Genomic DNA, 16,957 nt, shown 5'->3' with positions numbered 1-16,957 from the left:
TATTTGAGTATAAGGATATGGTCATGCAGCAACACACCCGTCGGTTCAAATCTTTGCTCACCTTGGCCAGTCTGGGCATGTTGCTGAGCAGCCCGGTCTGGGCAATTGATCCAACTGTTAAACAGCTGCGGATTGGCTTTCAAAAAAGTTCGATTAACTTTGCCATTACCAAGCAGCAAAAACTTCTGGAACAAGAGTTTCCCAATGCCAAAGTGACATGGAACGAGTTTCCAGCTGGCCCACAAATTTTAGAAGCTCTCGCAGTCGGCTCGATTGATGTGGGAGTCACAGGCGATGCCCCGCCAGTTTATGCACAAGCGGCAGGAAAACCGCTCTACTACATTGCCTATGAAACCGCAAAACCGCTGGCTTCCGCAATTTTAATTCCAAAGGGTTCCAGCTTAAAACAGCTCGCCGATCTTAAAGGTAAGCGTATTGCCTTACAAAAAGGCTCGAGTGCACATTTTCTACTGGTTCAGGCCGTACGCAAAGCAGGTTTGAAATGGAGTGATATCCAGCCGATTTGGCTTACTCCTGCCGATGCACGGGCTGCATTTCAAAAAGGAGCGGTCGACGCCTGGGCGATCTGGGATCCTTATTACGCATCGACCGAACTGGAAGATCAGGCCAAAGTCCTGGCGACAGGTAAAAATCTGAGTCCCAATTATACCTTTTATCTGGCGGCACCGAATTTTGTCCAGCAGCATCCTCAAGCAGTGACAGGACTGTTAAAACAGATTAATCAGGCCGATCGATGGGTACAGCAACATCAGAGTGAAACTGCCGACCTGATTGGCAAAAGTACAGGCCTTAAACCTGCCGTCAGCAGTTTATTTGTGCAACGTCGTCCGCGTCCTTCTGCCGCCGCGCCACTGAATGCCAAGGTGATTGCAGAGCAACAACAACTCGCGGACATTTTTAGCCAGCAAGGCATTATTCCGAACAGTATCCGTATCAAACAAGCTGTTTGGCAAGCCAAGTGATTTCAATAGATAGGTAAGCATATGAATATTTTCTGGTTTATTCCCACTCATGGTGACAGTCGTTATCTTGGCACCAGCAAGGGCGCTCGTCAGGTCGATCATGCTTATATGAAACAGATTGCCGTAGCGGTGGACAATCTCGGTTATGCCGGCGTCCTGATTCCGACCGGGCGCTCTTGTGAAGATCCATGGATCACCGCTGCCAGCCTGATTGATGCCACCAAACAACTGAAATTCCTTGTGGCACTTCGCCCTGGCATTACCACCCCGGCACTTGCTGCACGGATGGCTGCCACCTTCGACCGTCTCTCCAATGGCCGTATTCTGCTTAATCTGGTGACTGGCGGCGACGAGCAAGAACTCAAGGGTGATGGTCTTTATGAAGATCACAGTACCCGTTATCAAACCGCCTCTGAATATGTCAAAATCTGGCGTGAAATCCTGACCCGCTCACATACCGGCGAATCGTTTACCTTTCATGGCGAACGCCTCAGTGTCGATGACGCCAAACTGCTCTACCCGCCTGTACAGCAACCCTATCCTCCATTGTGGTTTGGTGGTTCATCAGAAGCTGCAACTGAATTGGCAGCTGAACAGGTCGATACCTATTTGACCTGGGGTGAGCCTCCTGCTGCAGTGAAAGAAAAGGTCGAATATTTGCGTGCCAAAGCAGCGGCCAAAGGGCGTACCCTGAATTACGGGATCCGCTTACATGTGATTGTGCGTGAGACCAACGAACAGGCCTGGGCAGCAGCAGATGAGCTGATTCAATATCTGGATGATGCCACCATTGCCGCAGCACAGAAAAAATTTGCGCAAATGGATTCCGTTGGCCAGCAGCGTATGGCTGCCCTTCACGGCGGACGTAAAGACCAACTTGAAGTCTCACCGAACCTCTGGGCAGGCATTGGGCTGGTCCGTGGCGGTGCAGGAACCGCCTTGGTCGGTGATCCAGAAACGGTTGCGGCACGTATTCAGGAATATGCCGATTTAGGTATCGATACCTTTATCTTCTCGGGCTATCCACACCTGGAAGAATCGATCCGTTTTGCAGAACTGGTGTTCCCATTATTACCCCTTAAAACCCGCGAGAAACTGGCACAGCCACATCTAACCGGCCCATTTGGTGAAATTATTGCCAATAACTACGTGCCGGAGGTCAAGGAAGCTAAACCCTTGGCCAAGGAGACTGCATGAATAGCAAAGTTTCCGTTAATAATGTTTCACGTGGAACACAAAAAATAGGCAGCAGTTTATTGCCTTGGCTATTTCCAGTGTTACTGGTGCTGGTTTGGCAAGCTGCTTCGAGTTCGGGACTGTTACAAAGCCGGGTATTACCCGCTCCAAGTGCTGTGGTAAGTGCGTTCTGGCACTTACTGCTCAGTGGTGAACTTTGGCAGCATGTCAAAGTCAGTGCGGGTCGCGCTTTACTGGGTTTACTGATTGGCGGTGGTTTGGGGCTGATTTTAGGGCTACTCAACGGCTCATCGCGTATTGCTTCAACCTTGCTTGATACCACTTTACAAATGATCCGTAACATTCCCGCATTAGCCTTGATTCCATTAGTGATTTTATGGTTCGGGATTGATGAAACGGCCAAACTGTTTCTGGTTGCGGTAGGCGTATTTTTCCCGATCTACATCAATACCTATCACGGCATCCGTTCCGTCGATCCACAGCTGATCGAAATGGGTAAAAGTTATGGACTTAGCCGCTGGCAGTTGTATAAAGACATCATTTTACCCGGTGCCATGCCTTCCATACTGGTCGGTCTCCGTTTCTCTTTAGGACTGGTCTGGGTCCTTTTGATTGTGGCCGAAACAATTTCTGCACAATCAGGAATCGGCTATATGACCATGAATGCACGGGAATTTTTACAGACTGATATTGTGCTGGTCGGTATTTTACTCTACGCACTGCTGGGCAAATTGGCCGATGTTTTGGCTCAAGGTTTAGAACGTTATTTATTACGCTGGCATGCAGGCTACCAGAAATAAAAGGGAGATAAAGATGAGTAATTTAAATCTAAATTTCTATGACAACAATCTGGTGCAACCTGTGACTGAACCAGAAGCAGCTCAGGCACCTGCCAATGGCGCAGATATTCTGATTGAGCAACTGTATAAGTTTTATGGTGAGGTCAAGGTTCTGGAAGATCTTGACCTGCATATTCAGGCCGGTGAATTTGTTGCAGTCGTCGGACGCAGTGGCTGCGGTAAAAGTACCCTGCTCCGTCTGATTGCCCAACTCGAAAAAGCCAGTTATGGTGAAATTAAATTCCAGTCTGCCCGTCATTTTCGTGAAGGTATCACCAATGCAGACATTCGGGTGATGTTTCAGGACCCTCGCCTGCTGCCGTGGAAAAGCGTTCTGCAAAATGTGCAATTGGGACTACCTAAAGAACAGCACCAACTCGCAGCCACCTTACTGGAAAAAGTCGGCTTAAAAGAAAAAGCCTCGCAATGGCCTGCACAACTTTCAGGAGGGCAACGTCAACGTGCTGCACTGGCACGTGCGCTCTCGCATTCACCCCGTATTTTGCTTCTGGATGAACCTTTAGGCGCCTTAGATGCCCTGACCCGTTTGGAAATGCAAAACCTGATTGAACGTCTCTGGAAGGAACAAGGCTTTACCGCGATTCTGGTGACACATGATGTAAGTGAAGCTGTCCAGCTGGCCGATCGAATTATCCTTCTGGATCAGGGCCATATTGCGCATAATTTTCAGGTGAATCTGCCACGTCCACGTAAAAAGAGTATTGCTTTTGCACAACTCGAACAACAAGTCCTTGATGCGGTTTTAGCCACCTAAAACCGTTTCACTTTTTCTAAAAAATGCGTCAAATCAACAAAAATAACGATTCCAATTGATGACCAACATATGAATTATTTACAAAATATGTATGACCTTTTTTAGATTTCAATAATTATCAAACACATCCCCAATTTTGGCCCAAAAAGTATAATTTTTTCGATAAAAAAATTCTGTGACTGTGCACAAATCCGGCAATTTATCTTACAATGTCAATGACATTTTTTGAATCAAGCTCGCAGATGGAACAGAAAAAAAGTACACAAAAGCGCAATCAACTGCTGAATGCTGCCCTGGATGTTTTTTCCGTCTATGGGTTTAGTGGCGCAAGTCTGGATGAGATTGCACAGCTCGCAAATATGCATAAATCCAATATTTTCTACTACTATGAAAATAAAGAGTCACTGTATGTGGAAGTACTCACCACGGTTCTGCAAAAATGGCTGGCACCTTTGCAGACCTTGGAGTCTGAACTTGAACCAACAGAAGCACTGACGCATTATTTAATTCAAAAAATTGAAAGCTCACGTGACCAGCCAAAGGCTTCACGTTTATTTGCACTCGAGATTATTCAAGGTGCTCCTCATATTTTGCCGATCTTGAAAGGTCCGTTAAAAAAACTGTTCAAGCGTAAAGCTAAAGTCATTCAAACTTGGCAAGAACAAGGTAAATTGTCGGCAGAGATTGATCCAGAACTGTTGATTCTGAATATCTGGGCCATTACACAGAATTATGCGGATTTCTCGACCCAGATTGAAATGGTGACAGGCAAAACCTTGCGTAATCGGAGTATGTTTCAACGCAGCATCGAGCATACTGTGCATGTGATGTTATACGGCGTATTGCCGCGTTAAATTTTCTTCACACGCCTTATCTTAGCGATTAAAATAGAAAAAGCGGCTTTGTTAGTCGCTTTTTTATTGAATGCACGAAAATATTATTAAGTTTGCCTAAATGAAATTATGGAGCATGGAAAGTCAAAAAAAATAATTTCAGTGCTATAAACTATAAGGCGATTTTGACTGAAATTTTCATACCCAAAGAAAAAGATTAATTATTGTCTATAAAATATATTATTTGAATTTTAGATTTTCTAAATTAAGGATCTAACCTTAAATAATAAAAACTTCTATTCCATCCACTGAAATCTTTAAGCTCTTAATCGCGAGCCATGGCCAAACACGAACATTTAACACAATTTTATGCTGTTCAATGTCAAAAGAGAAAGATGGAATAAACCAAGGCTGGCTTGTTCCACCATCTACAACATTTCCATTCAGCGCAACATATTCATACCCAGCTCCTCGTCCATGATATTCCACATAATAAGAATTACCGTCTATGCTGAGCAGAAATTTTCTATAAAGCCATTTTTTCTCTAACAATTTGCAAATAATCATCGCCACTCTCAATAGTACTGTTTCAATTTCCGTGTACAAAGGAACCTAATCCTTTATCTTTAAAATACAACTAATTATTGAAAATAAGAAATTCTTAAATAGTGATTTTCAAGAAGCAAGTATAGCTATTTTAGTAGACATTGAGCTCATTGAATAAAATCGCCGGTATGCGAATTTACCCAAACAATCATTTAATAATTAAAGAGTTTTTTTCGTATACACCACAGCAATAGATCCTTGTGCTTAAAAATGCGCCTGGTACAACGCCAATAATTTTTGTGCGCCAAGCAGCAGATTTTCTTCCCAATCCAGATGTGCCGTATCATTGGCACCATCAGTAATATATTTAACGGAAATCAAACGTACACCCAGTTTCTGACACACTTTAGCTAAGGCATAGCCTTCCATATCGACCAGATTACAGCTGACTTTCGGTAAGCCCGTTTCAAACGAATCCCCCGTGCCACAAACTCCTTTGGGTAAAGACTCAAAATGCGGTTGGGCATGGATGTCAGCAGGAATCTCATCATCCATTGGTGTAACCCCGACTGCAAAACCGAGTGGGGAGACATCCATATCACGCTGCACGAAAGTCGTGACTTCAACCAGACTATGTGCATCAAAATGAGAACTTCCGGCACTGCCTAAATTGATCAATGTTTTGCACCCTGTCTTTTGAATCACCTCAAAGGCTTTGAATGCCGCATTAATTTTGCCAATTCCACTGTAATGGACTTCTATGCCTGCCTGCTCAAACAAACCTTTGGATTCACTCGGCAACGCCATAATCAGGGCAATATCAGCATTCATAAAAAGACTCGTTCAAATCAAAATAGAGATACAAAAAAGGTGTGCTCAGGCACACCTTGATATTATTGCATCTTCTGCTGTAAGGCGACCAAACAGGGAGAGAAAAATAACTGACCACTATAGGCTCCTGCCAGCGTTTTCTTCATCACCAAGGCCCATAATCCGACCAGCAGCAGACTGAGAACCACAGCCGCATACTGTAAAAAACCGATATGTAACTGATGTGCCAGATTAAAGATCGCCAAAATAAATACCCCAAACGGGAACGTGAGGCCCCACCAGCCTAGGTTAAATGGAATTCCAGTGCGCATATGGCGTAATGTAGTCAAAATCGCGATACCAAACCACCATAAACCGAAGCCTAATAACACCAGACTCGCTACGATGCCTAAAGCAGGTAATAACGTTGCCAAGCCTTCAAAGCCCATCGCTTGCATGATCCGTGGCGCCTGCTCACCGAGTAATAGTAATGCTAACGCCCCTGTCCCGATCGGACCTAAACATAACCAGCTAGAAATCGCCACTTCTTTCTCAGGCAACTGATGCAAAGCCAGACGTAACATCAGGATGGTTAAAATTGCAAATGCAGGTAACACAGAAATTCCCCACAATACATAGCCTGTGATCAAAATGGTCAAGGCATGCTGATCGGCTGCTAAATGTTGCAATAACAAGCCCGCAGAGCTGGCAGCAACTTCACATGCCACAATCGGCAACAGCCAGACGGCGGTCATGCGTTGCAGTTGATGGTCCTGACAACTAAACATGCAAAATGGCACCACCCACGCAATCACTACAGCAAGAACAACATCGATATACCAAAGGTAAGTGGCTATCTGGATGGCAATATCGCCATATAAATGTGTTCCGAAACTGAGAAAACCATTGGCAATCGTGGCTAAACCCATGGGTATCGCACCCAAAAACAGACTCATATTGGGATGGCTTAAAATCTGTTTTGCTTCAGTCGGAAACAAGATCCAGCGTAATCCATACAACACAGTAAAGGTGGTGAATAACAGAATATTGAATTGCCACAACTTCGTCGCAAGCATAAACAAAAGAGATGAAGCAAAAGGCAGCTGTGTTAAAATCATCGCCACCACCCCGGTGCCCATGGTTGCAGTAAACCAGTTCGGGGTAAAATGGCGAATTACATCGGTGCTCTGCTCTAGCTGATAAAACGGCTTTTTCATCTCTATCTCGATATCAAGCGACTATGCAGCTATTTTAGTTCAATCGTTAAATAAGAAAAACTGATTTATTTTTATTTAATGAATCAGTTTAATTGATATAAGACTTCTAAATCCTGAAAATTTCCTGTGTAAAAACACAACAACAAGACGAAACGCTGAGAATATGGCAATATATAGCCTTTGCAAAAATCACTGTATTTAACGCCCATGAAGTTGCTTCGTCTCAACGCATTATCGCCAGATTTTCAGTTACCTCCGACTGCGGTAACGATCGGCAATTTTGATGGTGTCCATCTCGGCCATCAAGCGATGATTGCTCAACTCAAAACGTTGGCTGCTGCGCAAGGCTTAAAAACATTGGTGATGATTTTTGAGCCACAACCACTTGAATTTTTTAAAGGTTATGAAGCACCGCCACGGATTAGCTCATTACGTGAAAAAGTAGAATATTTAACCGAGCTCGGTGTAGACTACATTGCGGTCGCAAAATTTGACCAATATTTTAGAAGTCTAAATGCCACAGAATTTGCAGAACTACTCAAATTAAAACTGAATGCGCAAAGCCTTGTACTGGGAGATGACTTCCATTTTGGTAAAGACCGCCAAGGCAACAGCGAGTTTCTACGCAACTATGGCTTTGATGTCACCAATTTAAATACCATTGCCTTAAACGGTGAACGGGTCAGTTCAACCCGTATTCGTCAGGTGCTACAAGCAGGTGATCTGGCATTAGCGGCAAAATTACTAGGTCGTCCGTATAGCATCACTGGCCGAGTGCAATATGGTGATCAGATTGGTCGCACCCTTGATTTCCCAACGATCAATGTGCGTTTAAACCGTCATAAACCGTGTTTAAACGGGATTTATGCGGTCGATGTGGTGTGTGAAGATGCCTCTCTTACAGCAAAAATAAAACATGCAGATCCTGCCCTCAATGGCATCTCTGGCTATCAAGCTGACAGTTTGTTTGGTGCAGGTCATGTGGGAACACGCCCAGCCATCAAACAAGACCAGCCAGAATGGCGATTAGAGGTACATTTCCCTGATGTTTCTGCTAATCTGTATGGCTTATTGATGCGGGTAACCTTCCTTCACTATTTACATGGTGAGCTGAATTACCCTTCGCTTGAAGCCCTCAAAGCCGGAATTAATGATGATGTGCAAAAGTTACGAGATTATCGTAGCAGCACAGCAGAATTTCCTTTTTAAATTTAAAACGTAATACATGTCAGTTTACAAACTGATCAAACTGGAAGAAAACTTGCATGAGCGATAAGCAAACTCCTGAAAATGCAGTGGATTATAAAGCCACACTCAATTTGCCTGCGACTGAATTTGCCATGAAGGCAAACTTGGCTGTGCGTGAAGCTAAATGGTTAGAAGAGTGGTATGCCGACAACATTTATCAGCAGATTCGTGCATCGCGTATTGGCAAGAAAAAATATGTCCTTCATGACGGCCCTCCCTATGCCAATGGTCAAATCCATTTAGGCCATGCCGTCAATAAAGTCTTAAAAGATATCATTATCAAAAGCCGTGTTTTAGATGGCTTTGACGCACCTTATGTGCCAGGTTGGGACTGTCACGGTCTGCCAATCGAACTGAAAGTAGAAGAAAAAGTCGGTAAGGTCGGCGTCAAGGTTGATGCATCAACTTTCCGTAAAGCATGCCGTGAATATGCCTATACCCAAGTCGAATTACAGAAAAAAGACTTTGTACGTATGGGCGTGTTTGGTGACTGGGACAATCCATACCTCACCATGAACTTCAAACAAGAAGCAGATATCGTACGTGCGCTTGGTGCAATCGCCAAGGCAGGTCATATTGAGCCGGGTTTAAAACCAGTGAACTGGTGTATGGACTGTGGTTCTTCTCTGGCTGAAGCTGAAGTTGAATACGAAGATAAAAAATCAGATGCCATCGATGTCGGCTTTACCGTGGTTGATCTGAAAGATCTCAGCACACGTTTGAATGTCGAGGTGAAAGATGCGACTGATATCGTGATCTGGACCACGACGCCATGGACTTTGCCGGCCAACCAGGCGGTCGCGTTGCATGCTGAAATCGACTATCAACTGGTACAGGTGACCACTGATCGTGGTACGCAAAACTTTATTCTGGCCAAAGATCTGGTCGAATCGGCAATCGAGCGCTATAAGCTTGAAAACCCAGTTGTACTCGCTGATTTCAAAGGTGCGGCAATCGAAAATCTTTTATTGCAACATCCGCTGTTAACTGATCGCCAAGTGCCTGTGATTTTAGGCGAGCACGTGATTGCAACCAGTGGTACAGGTGCAGTTCATACCGCACCAGGCCACGGTGTAGACGACTATAAAGTTGGCTTGCTCTATCAATTAAAAGTTGAAAATCCTGTAGGCGGCAATGGTGTATATTTACCCACTGCGCCAATTTTTGCAGGCGAGCATATCTATAAAGCCAATCCGCAAATTATTGAAGCACTGGGTGCAGTGGGCCGTTTATGGGCACATCAGCCAATCAAGCATAGCTATCCACATTGCTGGCGTCACAAAACACCAATTATCTTCCGTGCGACTCCACAATGGTTTATCAGCATGGATGCCAACGGTCTACGCCAAAATGCATTAAACGCGATTGAAAATGACATCGAGTTTGTGCCTGATTGGGGTCAAAGCCGTATCCAATCCATGATTGAAGGTCGTCCTGACTGGTGTATCTCACGTCAACGGACCTGGGGTGTGCCAATCCCATTCTTCGTTCATAAAGATACCAATGAATTGCATCCGCGCACGCCTGAACTGATTGAAGAAGTGGCTAAGCTGATCGAACAGGAAGGGATTGACGGCTGGTATAACCGTGAAGCAAGTGACTTCATTGGTGCAGATGCCGAAAACTACAATGCAATCCGTGACACACTGGATGTCTGGTTCGACTCTGGCACAACCCACTATGCGGTGCTACGTGAACGTGAAGACCTGCAAGATCCTGCAGACTTGTATCTTGAAGGTTCAGACCAACACCGTGGCTGGTTCCAGTCTTCATTGCTGACCTCAATTGCCATCAATGAACGCGCGCCATATAAAGGCTTGCTCACCCACGGTTTTGTGGTCGATGAGAAAGGCCGTAAAATGTCTAAATCATTAGGTAATATCATTACCCCACAAGACATTATTAAAGATATGGGTGCAGATGGCTTACGCTTCTGGATCGCTTCTGCGGACTATCGTTATGAAATGACGGCTGGTAAAGAAATCTTTAGCCGTGCTTCAGATGGTTACCGTCGTATCCGTAACACCTTACGTTTCTTGCTGGCGAACCTGAATGGCTTCAAGCCATCTACGGATGCGCTGCCAGTGGACCAGTTGATTGCATTAGACCAATACATCCTGCAACGTGCTGCTGAGGTTCAAAAAACCATTCAGCAAGCCTATGAAGAGATGAATTTCCATATTGTGACCAATGCCCTCACCAACTTCTGTATCAACGATTTGGGTGGTTTCTATCTCGACATCATCAAAGATCGTCAATACACCACCAAGGCAGATTCACAAGCACGTCATTCTGCCCAAACCGCGCTGTACCATATCGTTCAGGCATTTGTTCGCTGGATGGCACCAATTCTCAGCTTTACTGCACAAGAAGCATGGCCTTTAATCCCAGAACAAACTGAAAAATATGTGTTTACCGCTGAATGGTATGACATTCCAACCGCATCAACAGCAAACTTACTGTCTGAAGCAGATTGGCAAACATTGATTAGCGTAAAATCAGCAGTAAATAAACAGATTGAAGCAGCACGTAACGCTAAACTGATTGGCAGTAACTTATCTGCAAAAGTTGAACTTTGGGCAGATGAAGCATTACAGAAATTGTTGAACCAATTGGCTGATGAATTACGCTTTGTCTTGATCACCTCTCAAGTCATTGTGCATCCGTATGCTGAACAAGGTGAAAGCACTGACCTTGCCGGGTTACGTGTTCAGGTTTCAGCGGCGGATGGTGAAAAATGTGTACGCTGCTGGCATGTGTTGCCAGATGTAAATACACACGTTGGTCATGCTGGTTTATGCGCTCGTTGTATTATCAATGTCACTGGCAGTGGCGAAGTGAGAAAATATGCATAATTCTGTGCAAACAAGCCCCGCAAAAAAAGGCTTATTCCAGTTTTACCCGCACAACTTCATGTGGCTTGGACTTTCTGTCCTTGCCATTGTGCTGGATCAATGGACCAAATGGATTGCAAGTTCGCATTTAAATTATGCTGATCCTGTTCCGGTTCTGCCTTTTTTAAACTGGACATTACTTCACAATCATGGCGCAGCATTTAGCTTTCTATCTGATGCGGGTGGCTGGCAACGTTATCTGTTTACCTCTCTAGCAGGCATTGTGTCGGTTATTTTTGTGTTCTGGCTCATGCGCATGCCAAAGAAAATGATCATTTTGCCTATGGCAATTGCGTTGATTCTCGGGGGAGCCATTGGCAACCTGATTGACCGTGTCAGTCTAGGCTATGTGGTTGATTTTATCCATGTCTATTACCAGAACAGCCATTTCCCGGCATTTAACCTTGCAGATAGTGCCATTACTTTGGGAACGATTTTACTGCTAATCGATACCTTCTTCCTCGAGAAGAAACGCAACCAAAATGCGGATAGATAAGATGAACGAAATTATTCACCCAAACGAAGAAATTCGTATTCAGGACGGTTCAAAAGTTGACTTGCACTTTTCGGTTTCAATCGAAAATGGTGTTGAGATCGACAATACCCGTGGCCGTGAAGAGCCTGTCAGTCTGGTCATTGGTGACGGTAACCTGTTACCTGGCTTTGAAAAAGCTTTATTTGGTTTACGTGCAGGCGATCGTCGTACTGTACATTTACCACCTGAAGATGCTTTTGGCCCTTGGAATGCTGAAAATATCCAAATCTTCGATACCGTTAAGTTTGAACAACGTCCCATCGTTGGTCATATGATTGAATTTGAAGATAAGGCCAAAGCCACCTTATTTGGAATTGTAAAATCGGTCAATGATGACACCACTGAAATCGATTTTAATCATCCACTGGCAGGCAAAAATATTACCTTTGAAGTTGAAATCTTTAAGGTCACCCCGGCTGGACAGCAAGGCATTAAATTGATGTAACATAAAAGCTCTCAAATGAGAGCTTTTTTTAACCCTGAATAAAAGTATAAGATCATTAAAAGACATTTATTTTCGATTCAAAGCAATAACACAGGAAGATCAATATGCTCATTTACATTATCGTCGGTAGCATCCGCGAAGGCCGTATAGCCATTAAAATCGCCAATTGGGTCGATCAGGCCATCAATGAACTTTCATTAAATGATATTCAGACCGAGATTATCGATCTGAAAGAATGGGCCTTACCTATCTTTGCAGGCGCGCATCCTCCAGCGACAGGTGTTTATGACCAACCTAAACAACAACAATGGGCCGATAAAATTGCCGCAGCTGATGCATTTATCTTGATTAGCCCTGAATATAATCATGGCTACAGTCCAGCACTCAAAAATGCACTGGATTACGTGGCTAAGGAATGGCAAGGTAAACCTGCGGCTTATGTGGGCTATGGTGCAACCAATGGCTCGCGCTCAATTGATCAACTCCGTCAGGTCGCGACCTATATCGGCTTGGTGGACAGCAATGCCGTTCTTGAAATCCGTGATATTTTTAAACGTAATAAAGAAGAAACGTTTGAAGCCAATGAGTTTGAAGTGAAAGGCTTGTCAGCGTTAATGAGTAAACTACAGAAGTATCATATCGCTTAATTGTACGCCTAAGCGTACGTTGATCAGGTAGATTTACGTCTATATCCACCCCAGCTTAATCGTTAATATATGAAGCATAGAGAGACAGGAAGTCTCATTGAGAATAATAAAACACACAGGACGTGGTCGTTAATAGGATATCAACGACATAAGCGGAATACAAAGAAGCCCCGTCAGGATGATGGGGCTTCTTTTTATCTATTTGTTATCTATCTGAAGCATGTAACAGAAATTGACATCGTATCCCGCAAGATACAATCTGCCCCAGAAAGCCCTACATTTTTCATGTTTTTAGCTTGTTACCCTAAAATAAAAATGATTTTGAGGTCGTAACCATGGGTAAAAAAGCATTAATCATCACATCTAACGCAGGCGTTGAACATGATGAGCTGATTCAGCCGCTCGAATTTTTAAAAGGCAAAGGTATTGAAGTCATCCATGCTGCAGAAAGCTTTGATGCGGTGCAGACGGTAAAAGGTGATAAGGCACTTGGTCCAAGTTATACACCACAAGCCTCATTAGATCAGGTTTCTGTAGAAGATTACGATATTTTGATTATTCCTGGCGGTACCGTTAATGCCGATACCTTACGGCTCAATGAAAAAGCCCATGCCATAATTCAATATTTTACCGATCAAAACAAGCCGATTGCCGCAATCTGTCATGCGCCTTGGACACTCATCAATGCAGAACGGATTAAGGATAAAAATCTGACGTCCTATAAAAGCATTCGTCTGGACCTGGAAAATGCAGGCGCACACTGGGTGGATGAAGCGGTACATCGTTGTAATACCAATGACTGGCCTCTTATCACCTCACGCTGCCCAGATGATATCCCGCAGTTCAATGAAGCTATCTTGAAAGAATTGAGCCAAGAATAAGCTCTTAGACAGTATTATGTTTTCCGCAATAAAAAACACCCCCTCTGCGTTAGCGGAGGGGGTGTTTCATATTTAAAAGCTGGCGATGACTTACTCTCACATGGCAAGTGCCACACTACCATCAGCGCTAAGAGGTTTCACTTCTGAGTTCGGGAAGGGATCAGGTGGTTCACTCTTGCTATTGTCGCCAGCAAACTGTTTTGGTTTTGGGTGGTCTTACGTTTTTTGCCACTTAGTACCGAAAGAGTTATTAACGGATTAGTTTAATCGAGTCGTATTGTAACTAGTTTACACTAAATCAAGTTATGTATTGAATTTATCTTGAATACAACAACTGTTTGGGTGTTGTATAGTCAAGCCTCACGAGCAATTAGTATTGGTCAGCTTCACACGTCACCGTGCTTCCACACCCAACCTATCAACGTCCTAGTCTCGAACGGCTCTTTAGAGGAATAAATTCCTAGGGAAATCTTATCTTGAGGTAGGCTTCCCGCTTAGATGCTTTCAGCGGTTATCCCTTCCGAACATAGCTACCCGGCGATGCGACTGGCGTCACAACCGGTACACCAGAGGTTCGTCCACTCTGGTCCTCTCGTACTAGGAGCAGATCCTCTCAAATTTCCAGCGCCCACGGTAGATAGGGACCGAACTGTCTCACGACGTTCTAAACCCAGCTCGCGTACCTCTTTAAATGGCGAACAGCCATACCCTTGGGACCTGCTTCAGCCCCAGGATGAGATGAGCCGACATCGAGGTGCCAAACACCGCCGTCGATATGAACTCTTGGGCGGTATCAGCCTGTTATCCCCAGAGTACCTTTTATCCGTTGAGCGATGGCCCTTCCATACAGAACCACCGGATCACTAAGACCTACTTTCGTACCTGCTCGACTTGTGGGTCTCGCAGTTAAGCGCGCTTTTGCCTTTATACTCTACGCGTGATTTCCGACCACGCTGAGCGCACCTTCGTACTCCTCCGTTACTCTTTAGGAGGAGACCGCCCCAGTCAAACTACCCACCAGACATGGTCCTCGCCCCGGATTACGGGGCAGAGTTAGAACCTCAACATTACCAGGGTGGTATTTCAAGGACGGCTCCATTAGAACTAGCGTTCTAACTTCAAAGCCTCCCACCTATCCTACACAAGTAAGGTCAAAGTTCAATGTCAAGCTGCAGTAAAGGTTCACGGGGTCTTTCCGTCTAGCCGCGGGTACACTGCATCTTCACAGCGATTTCGATTTCACTGAGCCTCTGCTGGAGACAGCGCCGCCATCATTATGCCATTCGTGCAGGTCGGAACTTACCCGACAAGGAATTTCGCTACCTTAGGACCGTTATAGTTACGGCCGCCGTTTACTGGGGCTTCGATCAAGAGCTTCGCTTACGCTAACCCCATCAATTAACCTTCCAGCACCGGGCAGGCATCACACCCTATACGTCCACTTTCGTGTTTGCAGAGTGCTATGTTTTTAATAAACAGTTGCAGCGGCCTGGTTTCTGTGGCTGCCAAAGCTCAGGGAGCAAGTCCCATCACCGTCAGCAGCGTACCTTCTCCCGAAGTTACGGTACCATTTTGCCTAGTTCCTTCAGCAGAGTTCTCTCAAGCGCTTTGGTCTACTCGACCTGACCACCTGTGTCGGTTTCGGGTACGATTCCTGTGTAACTGAAGCTTAGAGACTTTTCCTGGAAGCATGGTATCAGCCACTTCACTGTACAAGTACAGCTTGCTATCAGCTCTCAGCATAGAGCACCCCGGATTTGCCTAAGATGCATGCCTACTGCCTTCCACCTGGACAACCAACGCCAGGCTGACTTAACCTTCTCCGTCCTCTCATCGCATTACACAGAAGTATTGGAATATTAACCAATTTCCCATCGACTACGCCTCTCGGCCTCGCCTTAGGGGTCGACTCACCCAGCCCCGATTAACGTTGGACTGGAACCCTTGGTCTTTCAGCGAACGGGTTTTTCACCCGTTTTGTCGTTACTCACGTCAGCATTCGCACTTCTGATACCTCCAGCATACTTCTCAATACACCTTCATCGGCTTACAGAACGCTCCCCTACCACGTATACAAGTATACATCCGCAGCTTCGGCACATAGTTTTAGCCCCGTTACATCTTCCGCGCAGGCCGACTCGACTAGTGAGCTATTACGCTTTCTTTAAAGGGTGGCTGCTTCTAAGCCAACCTCCTAGCTGTCTATGCCTTCCCACATCGTTTCCCACTTAACTATGATTTTGGGGCCTTAGCTGGCGGTCTGGATTGTTTTCCTCTTGACTACGGACGTTAGCACCCGCAGTCTGTCTCCCGGATAGTACTCATTGGTATTCGGAGTTTGCATCGGTTTGGTAAGTCGGGATGACCCCCTAGCCGAAACAGTGCTCTACCCCCAATGGTATTCGTCCGAGGCGCTACCTAAATAGCTTTCGGGGAGAACCAGCTATCACCAGGCTTGATTAGCCTTTCACCCCTATCCACAAGTCATCCCCTGGCTTTTCAACGACAGTGGGTTCGGTCCTCCAGTTAGTGTTACCCAACCTTCAACCTGCTCATGGATAGATCGCCTGGTTTCGGGTCTATACCCAGCAACTAAACGCCCTATTAAGACTCGATTTCTCTACGGCTCCCCTATGCGGTTAACCTTGCTACTGAATATAAGTCGCTGACCCATTATACAAAAGGTACGCAGTCACACCACGAAGGTGCTCCCACTGCTTGTATGCATGCGGTTTCAGGATCTATTTCACTCCCCTCACAGGGGTTCTTTTCGCCTTTCCCTCACGGTACTGGTTCACTATCGGTCAGTCAGGAGTATTTAGCCTTGGAGGATGGTCCCCCCATATTCAGACAAGGTTTCACGTGCCTCGCCCTACTCGTCATCATTATGTGTGCCCTTTCGTGTACGGGAATATCACCCTCTACGTTCGCACTTCCCAGAGCGTTCCACTAGAACACACATAACTTAATGGGCTGCTCCCCGTTCGCTCGCCGCTACTAAGGGAATCTCAATTGATTTCTTTTCCTAAGGGTACTGAGATGTTTCACTTCCCCTCGTTCGCTTCATAAGCCTATGTATTCAGCTTATGATACCCGCCTTATAGCGG

The 16,957-nt window shown here is 45.2% G+C and carries 14 protein-coding genes and 2 rRNA genes; 11 read left to right on the top strand and 5 right to left on the bottom strand.

Annotation, left to right across the window (positions count from 1 at the left end):
* The first annotated feature begins 77 nt into the window (after nucleotides 1-77).
* The 5 genes from ACINWC323_RS00200 (at nucleotide 78) to ACINWC323_RS00220 (ending at nucleotide 4,648) form a co-directional block, all read left to right on the top strand.
* Nucleotides 78-983, top strand: a complete 906-nt coding sequence (locus tag ACINWC323_RS00200; protein ID WP_406935574.1) for a sulfonate ABC transporter substrate-binding protein — start codon at nucleotides 78-80, stop codon at nucleotides 981-983.
* Between the two features lie 21 nt (nucleotides 984-1,004).
* Nucleotides 1,005-2,180: an FMNH2-dependent alkanesulfonate monooxygenase gene (gene ssuD / locus ACINWC323_RS00205; RefSeq protein ID WP_009516397.1), complete on the top strand. Its 1,176-nt coding sequence runs from the start codon at nucleotides 1,005-1,007 to the stop codon at nucleotides 2,178-2,180.
* Complete coding sequence (gene ssuC, locus ACINWC323_RS00210) at nucleotides 2,177-2,980, top strand: aliphatic sulfonate ABC transporter permease SsuC (protein ID WP_009516385.1); 804 nt, start codon at nucleotides 2,177-2,179, stop codon at nucleotides 2,978-2,980. The genes ssuD and ssuC overlap by 4 nt, the downstream gene beginning before the upstream one ends.
* A gap of 13 nt (nucleotides 2,981-2,993) precedes the next feature.
* Nucleotides 2,994-3,794 carry an ABC transporter ATP-binding protein gene (locus ACINWC323_RS00215; RefSeq protein ID WP_009516390.1) on the top strand — a complete coding sequence of 267 codons (801 nt, stop codon included), beginning with the start codon at nucleotides 2,994-2,996 and terminating at the stop codon, nucleotides 3,792-3,794.
* A 242-nt stretch (nucleotides 3,795-4,036) separates the two neighbouring features.
* Entirely contained in the window at nucleotides 4,037-4,648 is a 612-nt protein-coding gene (locus ACINWC323_RS00220; RefSeq protein ID WP_005228225.1) for a TetR/AcrR family transcriptional regulator, read from the top strand.
* Between the two features lie 258 nt (nucleotides 4,649-4,906).
* On the opposite strand, the gene ACINWC323_RS00225 is transcribed toward ACINWC323_RS00220, so the two are convergent.
* The 3 genes from ACINWC323_RS00225 to ACINWC323_RS00235 form a co-directional block, all read right to left on the bottom strand.
* Nucleotides 4,907-5,233, bottom strand: coding sequence for a hypothetical protein (locus ACINWC323_RS00225; RefSeq protein WP_249364873.1), 327 nt, complete (start codon nucleotides 5,231-5,233; stop codon nucleotides 4,907-4,909).
* 204 nt (nucleotides 5,234-5,437) lie between these two features.
* Entirely contained in the window at nucleotides 5,438-6,004 is a 567-nt protein-coding gene (locus tag ACINWC323_RS00230) for a 5'-methylthioadenosine/S-adenosylhomocysteine nucleosidase family protein (protein ID WP_009516392.1), read from the bottom strand.
* Between the two features lie 62 nt (nucleotides 6,005-6,066).
* Nucleotides 6,067-7,200, bottom strand: a complete 1,134-nt coding sequence (locus tag ACINWC323_RS00235) for a TDT family transporter (RefSeq protein ID WP_009516369.1) — start codon at nucleotides 7,198-7,200, stop codon at nucleotides 6,067-6,069.
* A 207-nt stretch (nucleotides 7,201-7,407) separates the two neighbouring features.
* On the opposite strand from ACINWC323_RS00235, the gene ribF reads away from it, so the two are divergent.
* The 6 genes from ribF to ACINWC323_RS00265 all read left to right on the top strand — a co-directional run bounded on the left by ribF (nucleotide 7,408) and on the right by ACINWC323_RS00265 (nucleotide 13,850).
* Entirely contained in the window at nucleotides 7,408-8,409 is a 1,002-nt protein-coding gene (gene ribF / locus ACINWC323_RS00240) for a riboflavin biosynthesis protein RibF (RefSeq protein WP_032881805.1), read from the top strand.
* A 56-nt stretch (nucleotides 8,410-8,465) separates the two neighbouring features.
* Nucleotides 8,466-11,303, top strand: a complete 2,838-nt coding sequence (gene ileS / locus ACINWC323_RS00245) for an isoleucine--tRNA ligase (protein ID WP_009516378.1) — start codon at nucleotides 8,466-8,468, stop codon at nucleotides 11,301-11,303.
* Nucleotides 11,304-11,307: 4 nt separating this feature from the next.
* The gene (gene lspA / locus ACINWC323_RS00250) at nucleotides 11,308-11,838 is read left to right on the top strand and encodes a signal peptidase II (protein WP_153560063.1); all 531 of its coding nucleotides are present in this window, start codon (nucleotides 11,308-11,310) and stop codon (nucleotides 11,836-11,838) included.
* A 1-nt stretch (nucleotide 11,839) separates the two neighbouring features.
* Nucleotides 11,840-12,322 carry an FKBP-type peptidyl-prolyl cis-trans isomerase gene (locus ACINWC323_RS00255; protein ID WP_009516399.1) on the top strand — a complete coding sequence of 161 codons (483 nt, stop codon included), beginning with the start codon at nucleotides 11,840-11,842 and terminating at the stop codon, nucleotides 12,320-12,322.
* A 104-nt stretch (nucleotides 12,323-12,426) separates the two neighbouring features.
* Nucleotides 12,427-12,969: an NADPH-dependent FMN reductase gene (locus tag ACINWC323_RS00260; protein ID WP_009516396.1), complete on the top strand. Its 543-nt coding sequence runs from the start codon at nucleotides 12,427-12,429 to the stop codon at nucleotides 12,967-12,969.
* Nucleotides 12,970-13,304: 335 nt separating this feature from the next.
* A complete protein-coding gene (locus ACINWC323_RS00265; protein WP_005281506.1) occupies nucleotides 13,305-13,850 on the top strand; it encodes a type 1 glutamine amidotransferase domain-containing protein in 546 nt (181 codons plus the stop codon).
* A 77-nt stretch (nucleotides 13,851-13,927) separates the two neighbouring features.
* Here the strand turns inward: ACINWC323_RS00265 and rrf are convergent.
* Nucleotides 13,928-14,042, bottom strand: a 5S ribosomal RNA gene (gene rrf / locus ACINWC323_RS00270).
* A 157-nt stretch (nucleotides 14,043-14,199) separates the two neighbouring features.
* A 23S ribosomal RNA gene (locus tag ACINWC323_RS00275) occupies nucleotides 14,200-16,957 on the bottom strand; the annotation flags it as partial.

This window comes from Acinetobacter sp. WC-323 (assembly GCF_000314615.1).
GTDB lineage: Bacteria > Pseudomonadota > Gammaproteobacteria > Pseudomonadales > Moraxellaceae > Acinetobacter > Acinetobacter courvalinii.
The sequence above is the reverse complement of the archived record's forward strand: the minus strand, read 5'-3'. Positions and strand labels throughout refer to the sequence as shown.

Bases quoted from the DNA above. Each gene is read 5' to 3' on its own strand.
- ACINWC323_RS00200 (WP_406935574.1), top strand. From the start codon at position 78: ATGTTGCTGAGCAGCCCGGTCTGGGCAATTGATCCAACTGTTAAACAG.
- ssuD (WP_009516397.1), top strand. From the start codon at position 1,005: ATGAATATTTTCTGGTTTATTCCCACTCATGGTGACAGTCGTTATCTT.
- ssuC (WP_009516385.1), top strand. From the start codon at position 2,177: ATGAATAGCAAAGTTTCCGTTAATAATGTTTCACGTGGAACACAAAAA.
- ACINWC323_RS00215 (WP_009516390.1), top strand. From the start codon at position 2,994: ATGAGTAATTTAAATCTAAATTTCTATGACAACAATCTGGTGCAACCT.
- ACINWC323_RS00220 (WP_005228225.1), top strand. From the start codon at position 4,037: ATGGAACAGAAAAAAAGTACACAAAAGCGCAATCAACTGCTGAATGCT.
- ACINWC323_RS00230 (WP_009516392.1), bottom strand. From the start codon at position 6,004: ATGAATGCTGATATTGCCCTGATTATGGCGTTGCCGAGTGAATCCAAA.
- ACINWC323_RS00235 (WP_009516369.1), bottom strand. From the start codon at position 7,200: ATGAAAAAGCCGTTTTATCAGCTAGAGCAGAGCACCGATGTAATTCGC.
- ribF (WP_032881805.1), top strand. From the start codon at position 7,408: ATGAAGTTGCTTCGTCTCAACGCATTATCGCCAGATTTTCAGTTACCT.
- ileS (WP_009516378.1), top strand. From the start codon at position 8,466: ATGAGCGATAAGCAAACTCCTGAAAATGCAGTGGATTATAAAGCCACA.
- ACINWC323_RS00255 (WP_009516399.1), top strand. From the start codon at position 11,840: ATGAACGAAATTATTCACCCAAACGAAGAAATTCGTATTCAGGACGGT.
- ACINWC323_RS00260 (WP_009516396.1), top strand. From the start codon at position 12,427: ATGCTCATTTACATTATCGTCGGTAGCATCCGCGAAGGCCGTATAGCC.
- ACINWC323_RS00265 (WP_005281506.1), top strand. From the start codon at position 13,305: ATGGGTAAAAAAGCATTAATCATCACATCTAACGCAGGCGTTGAACAT.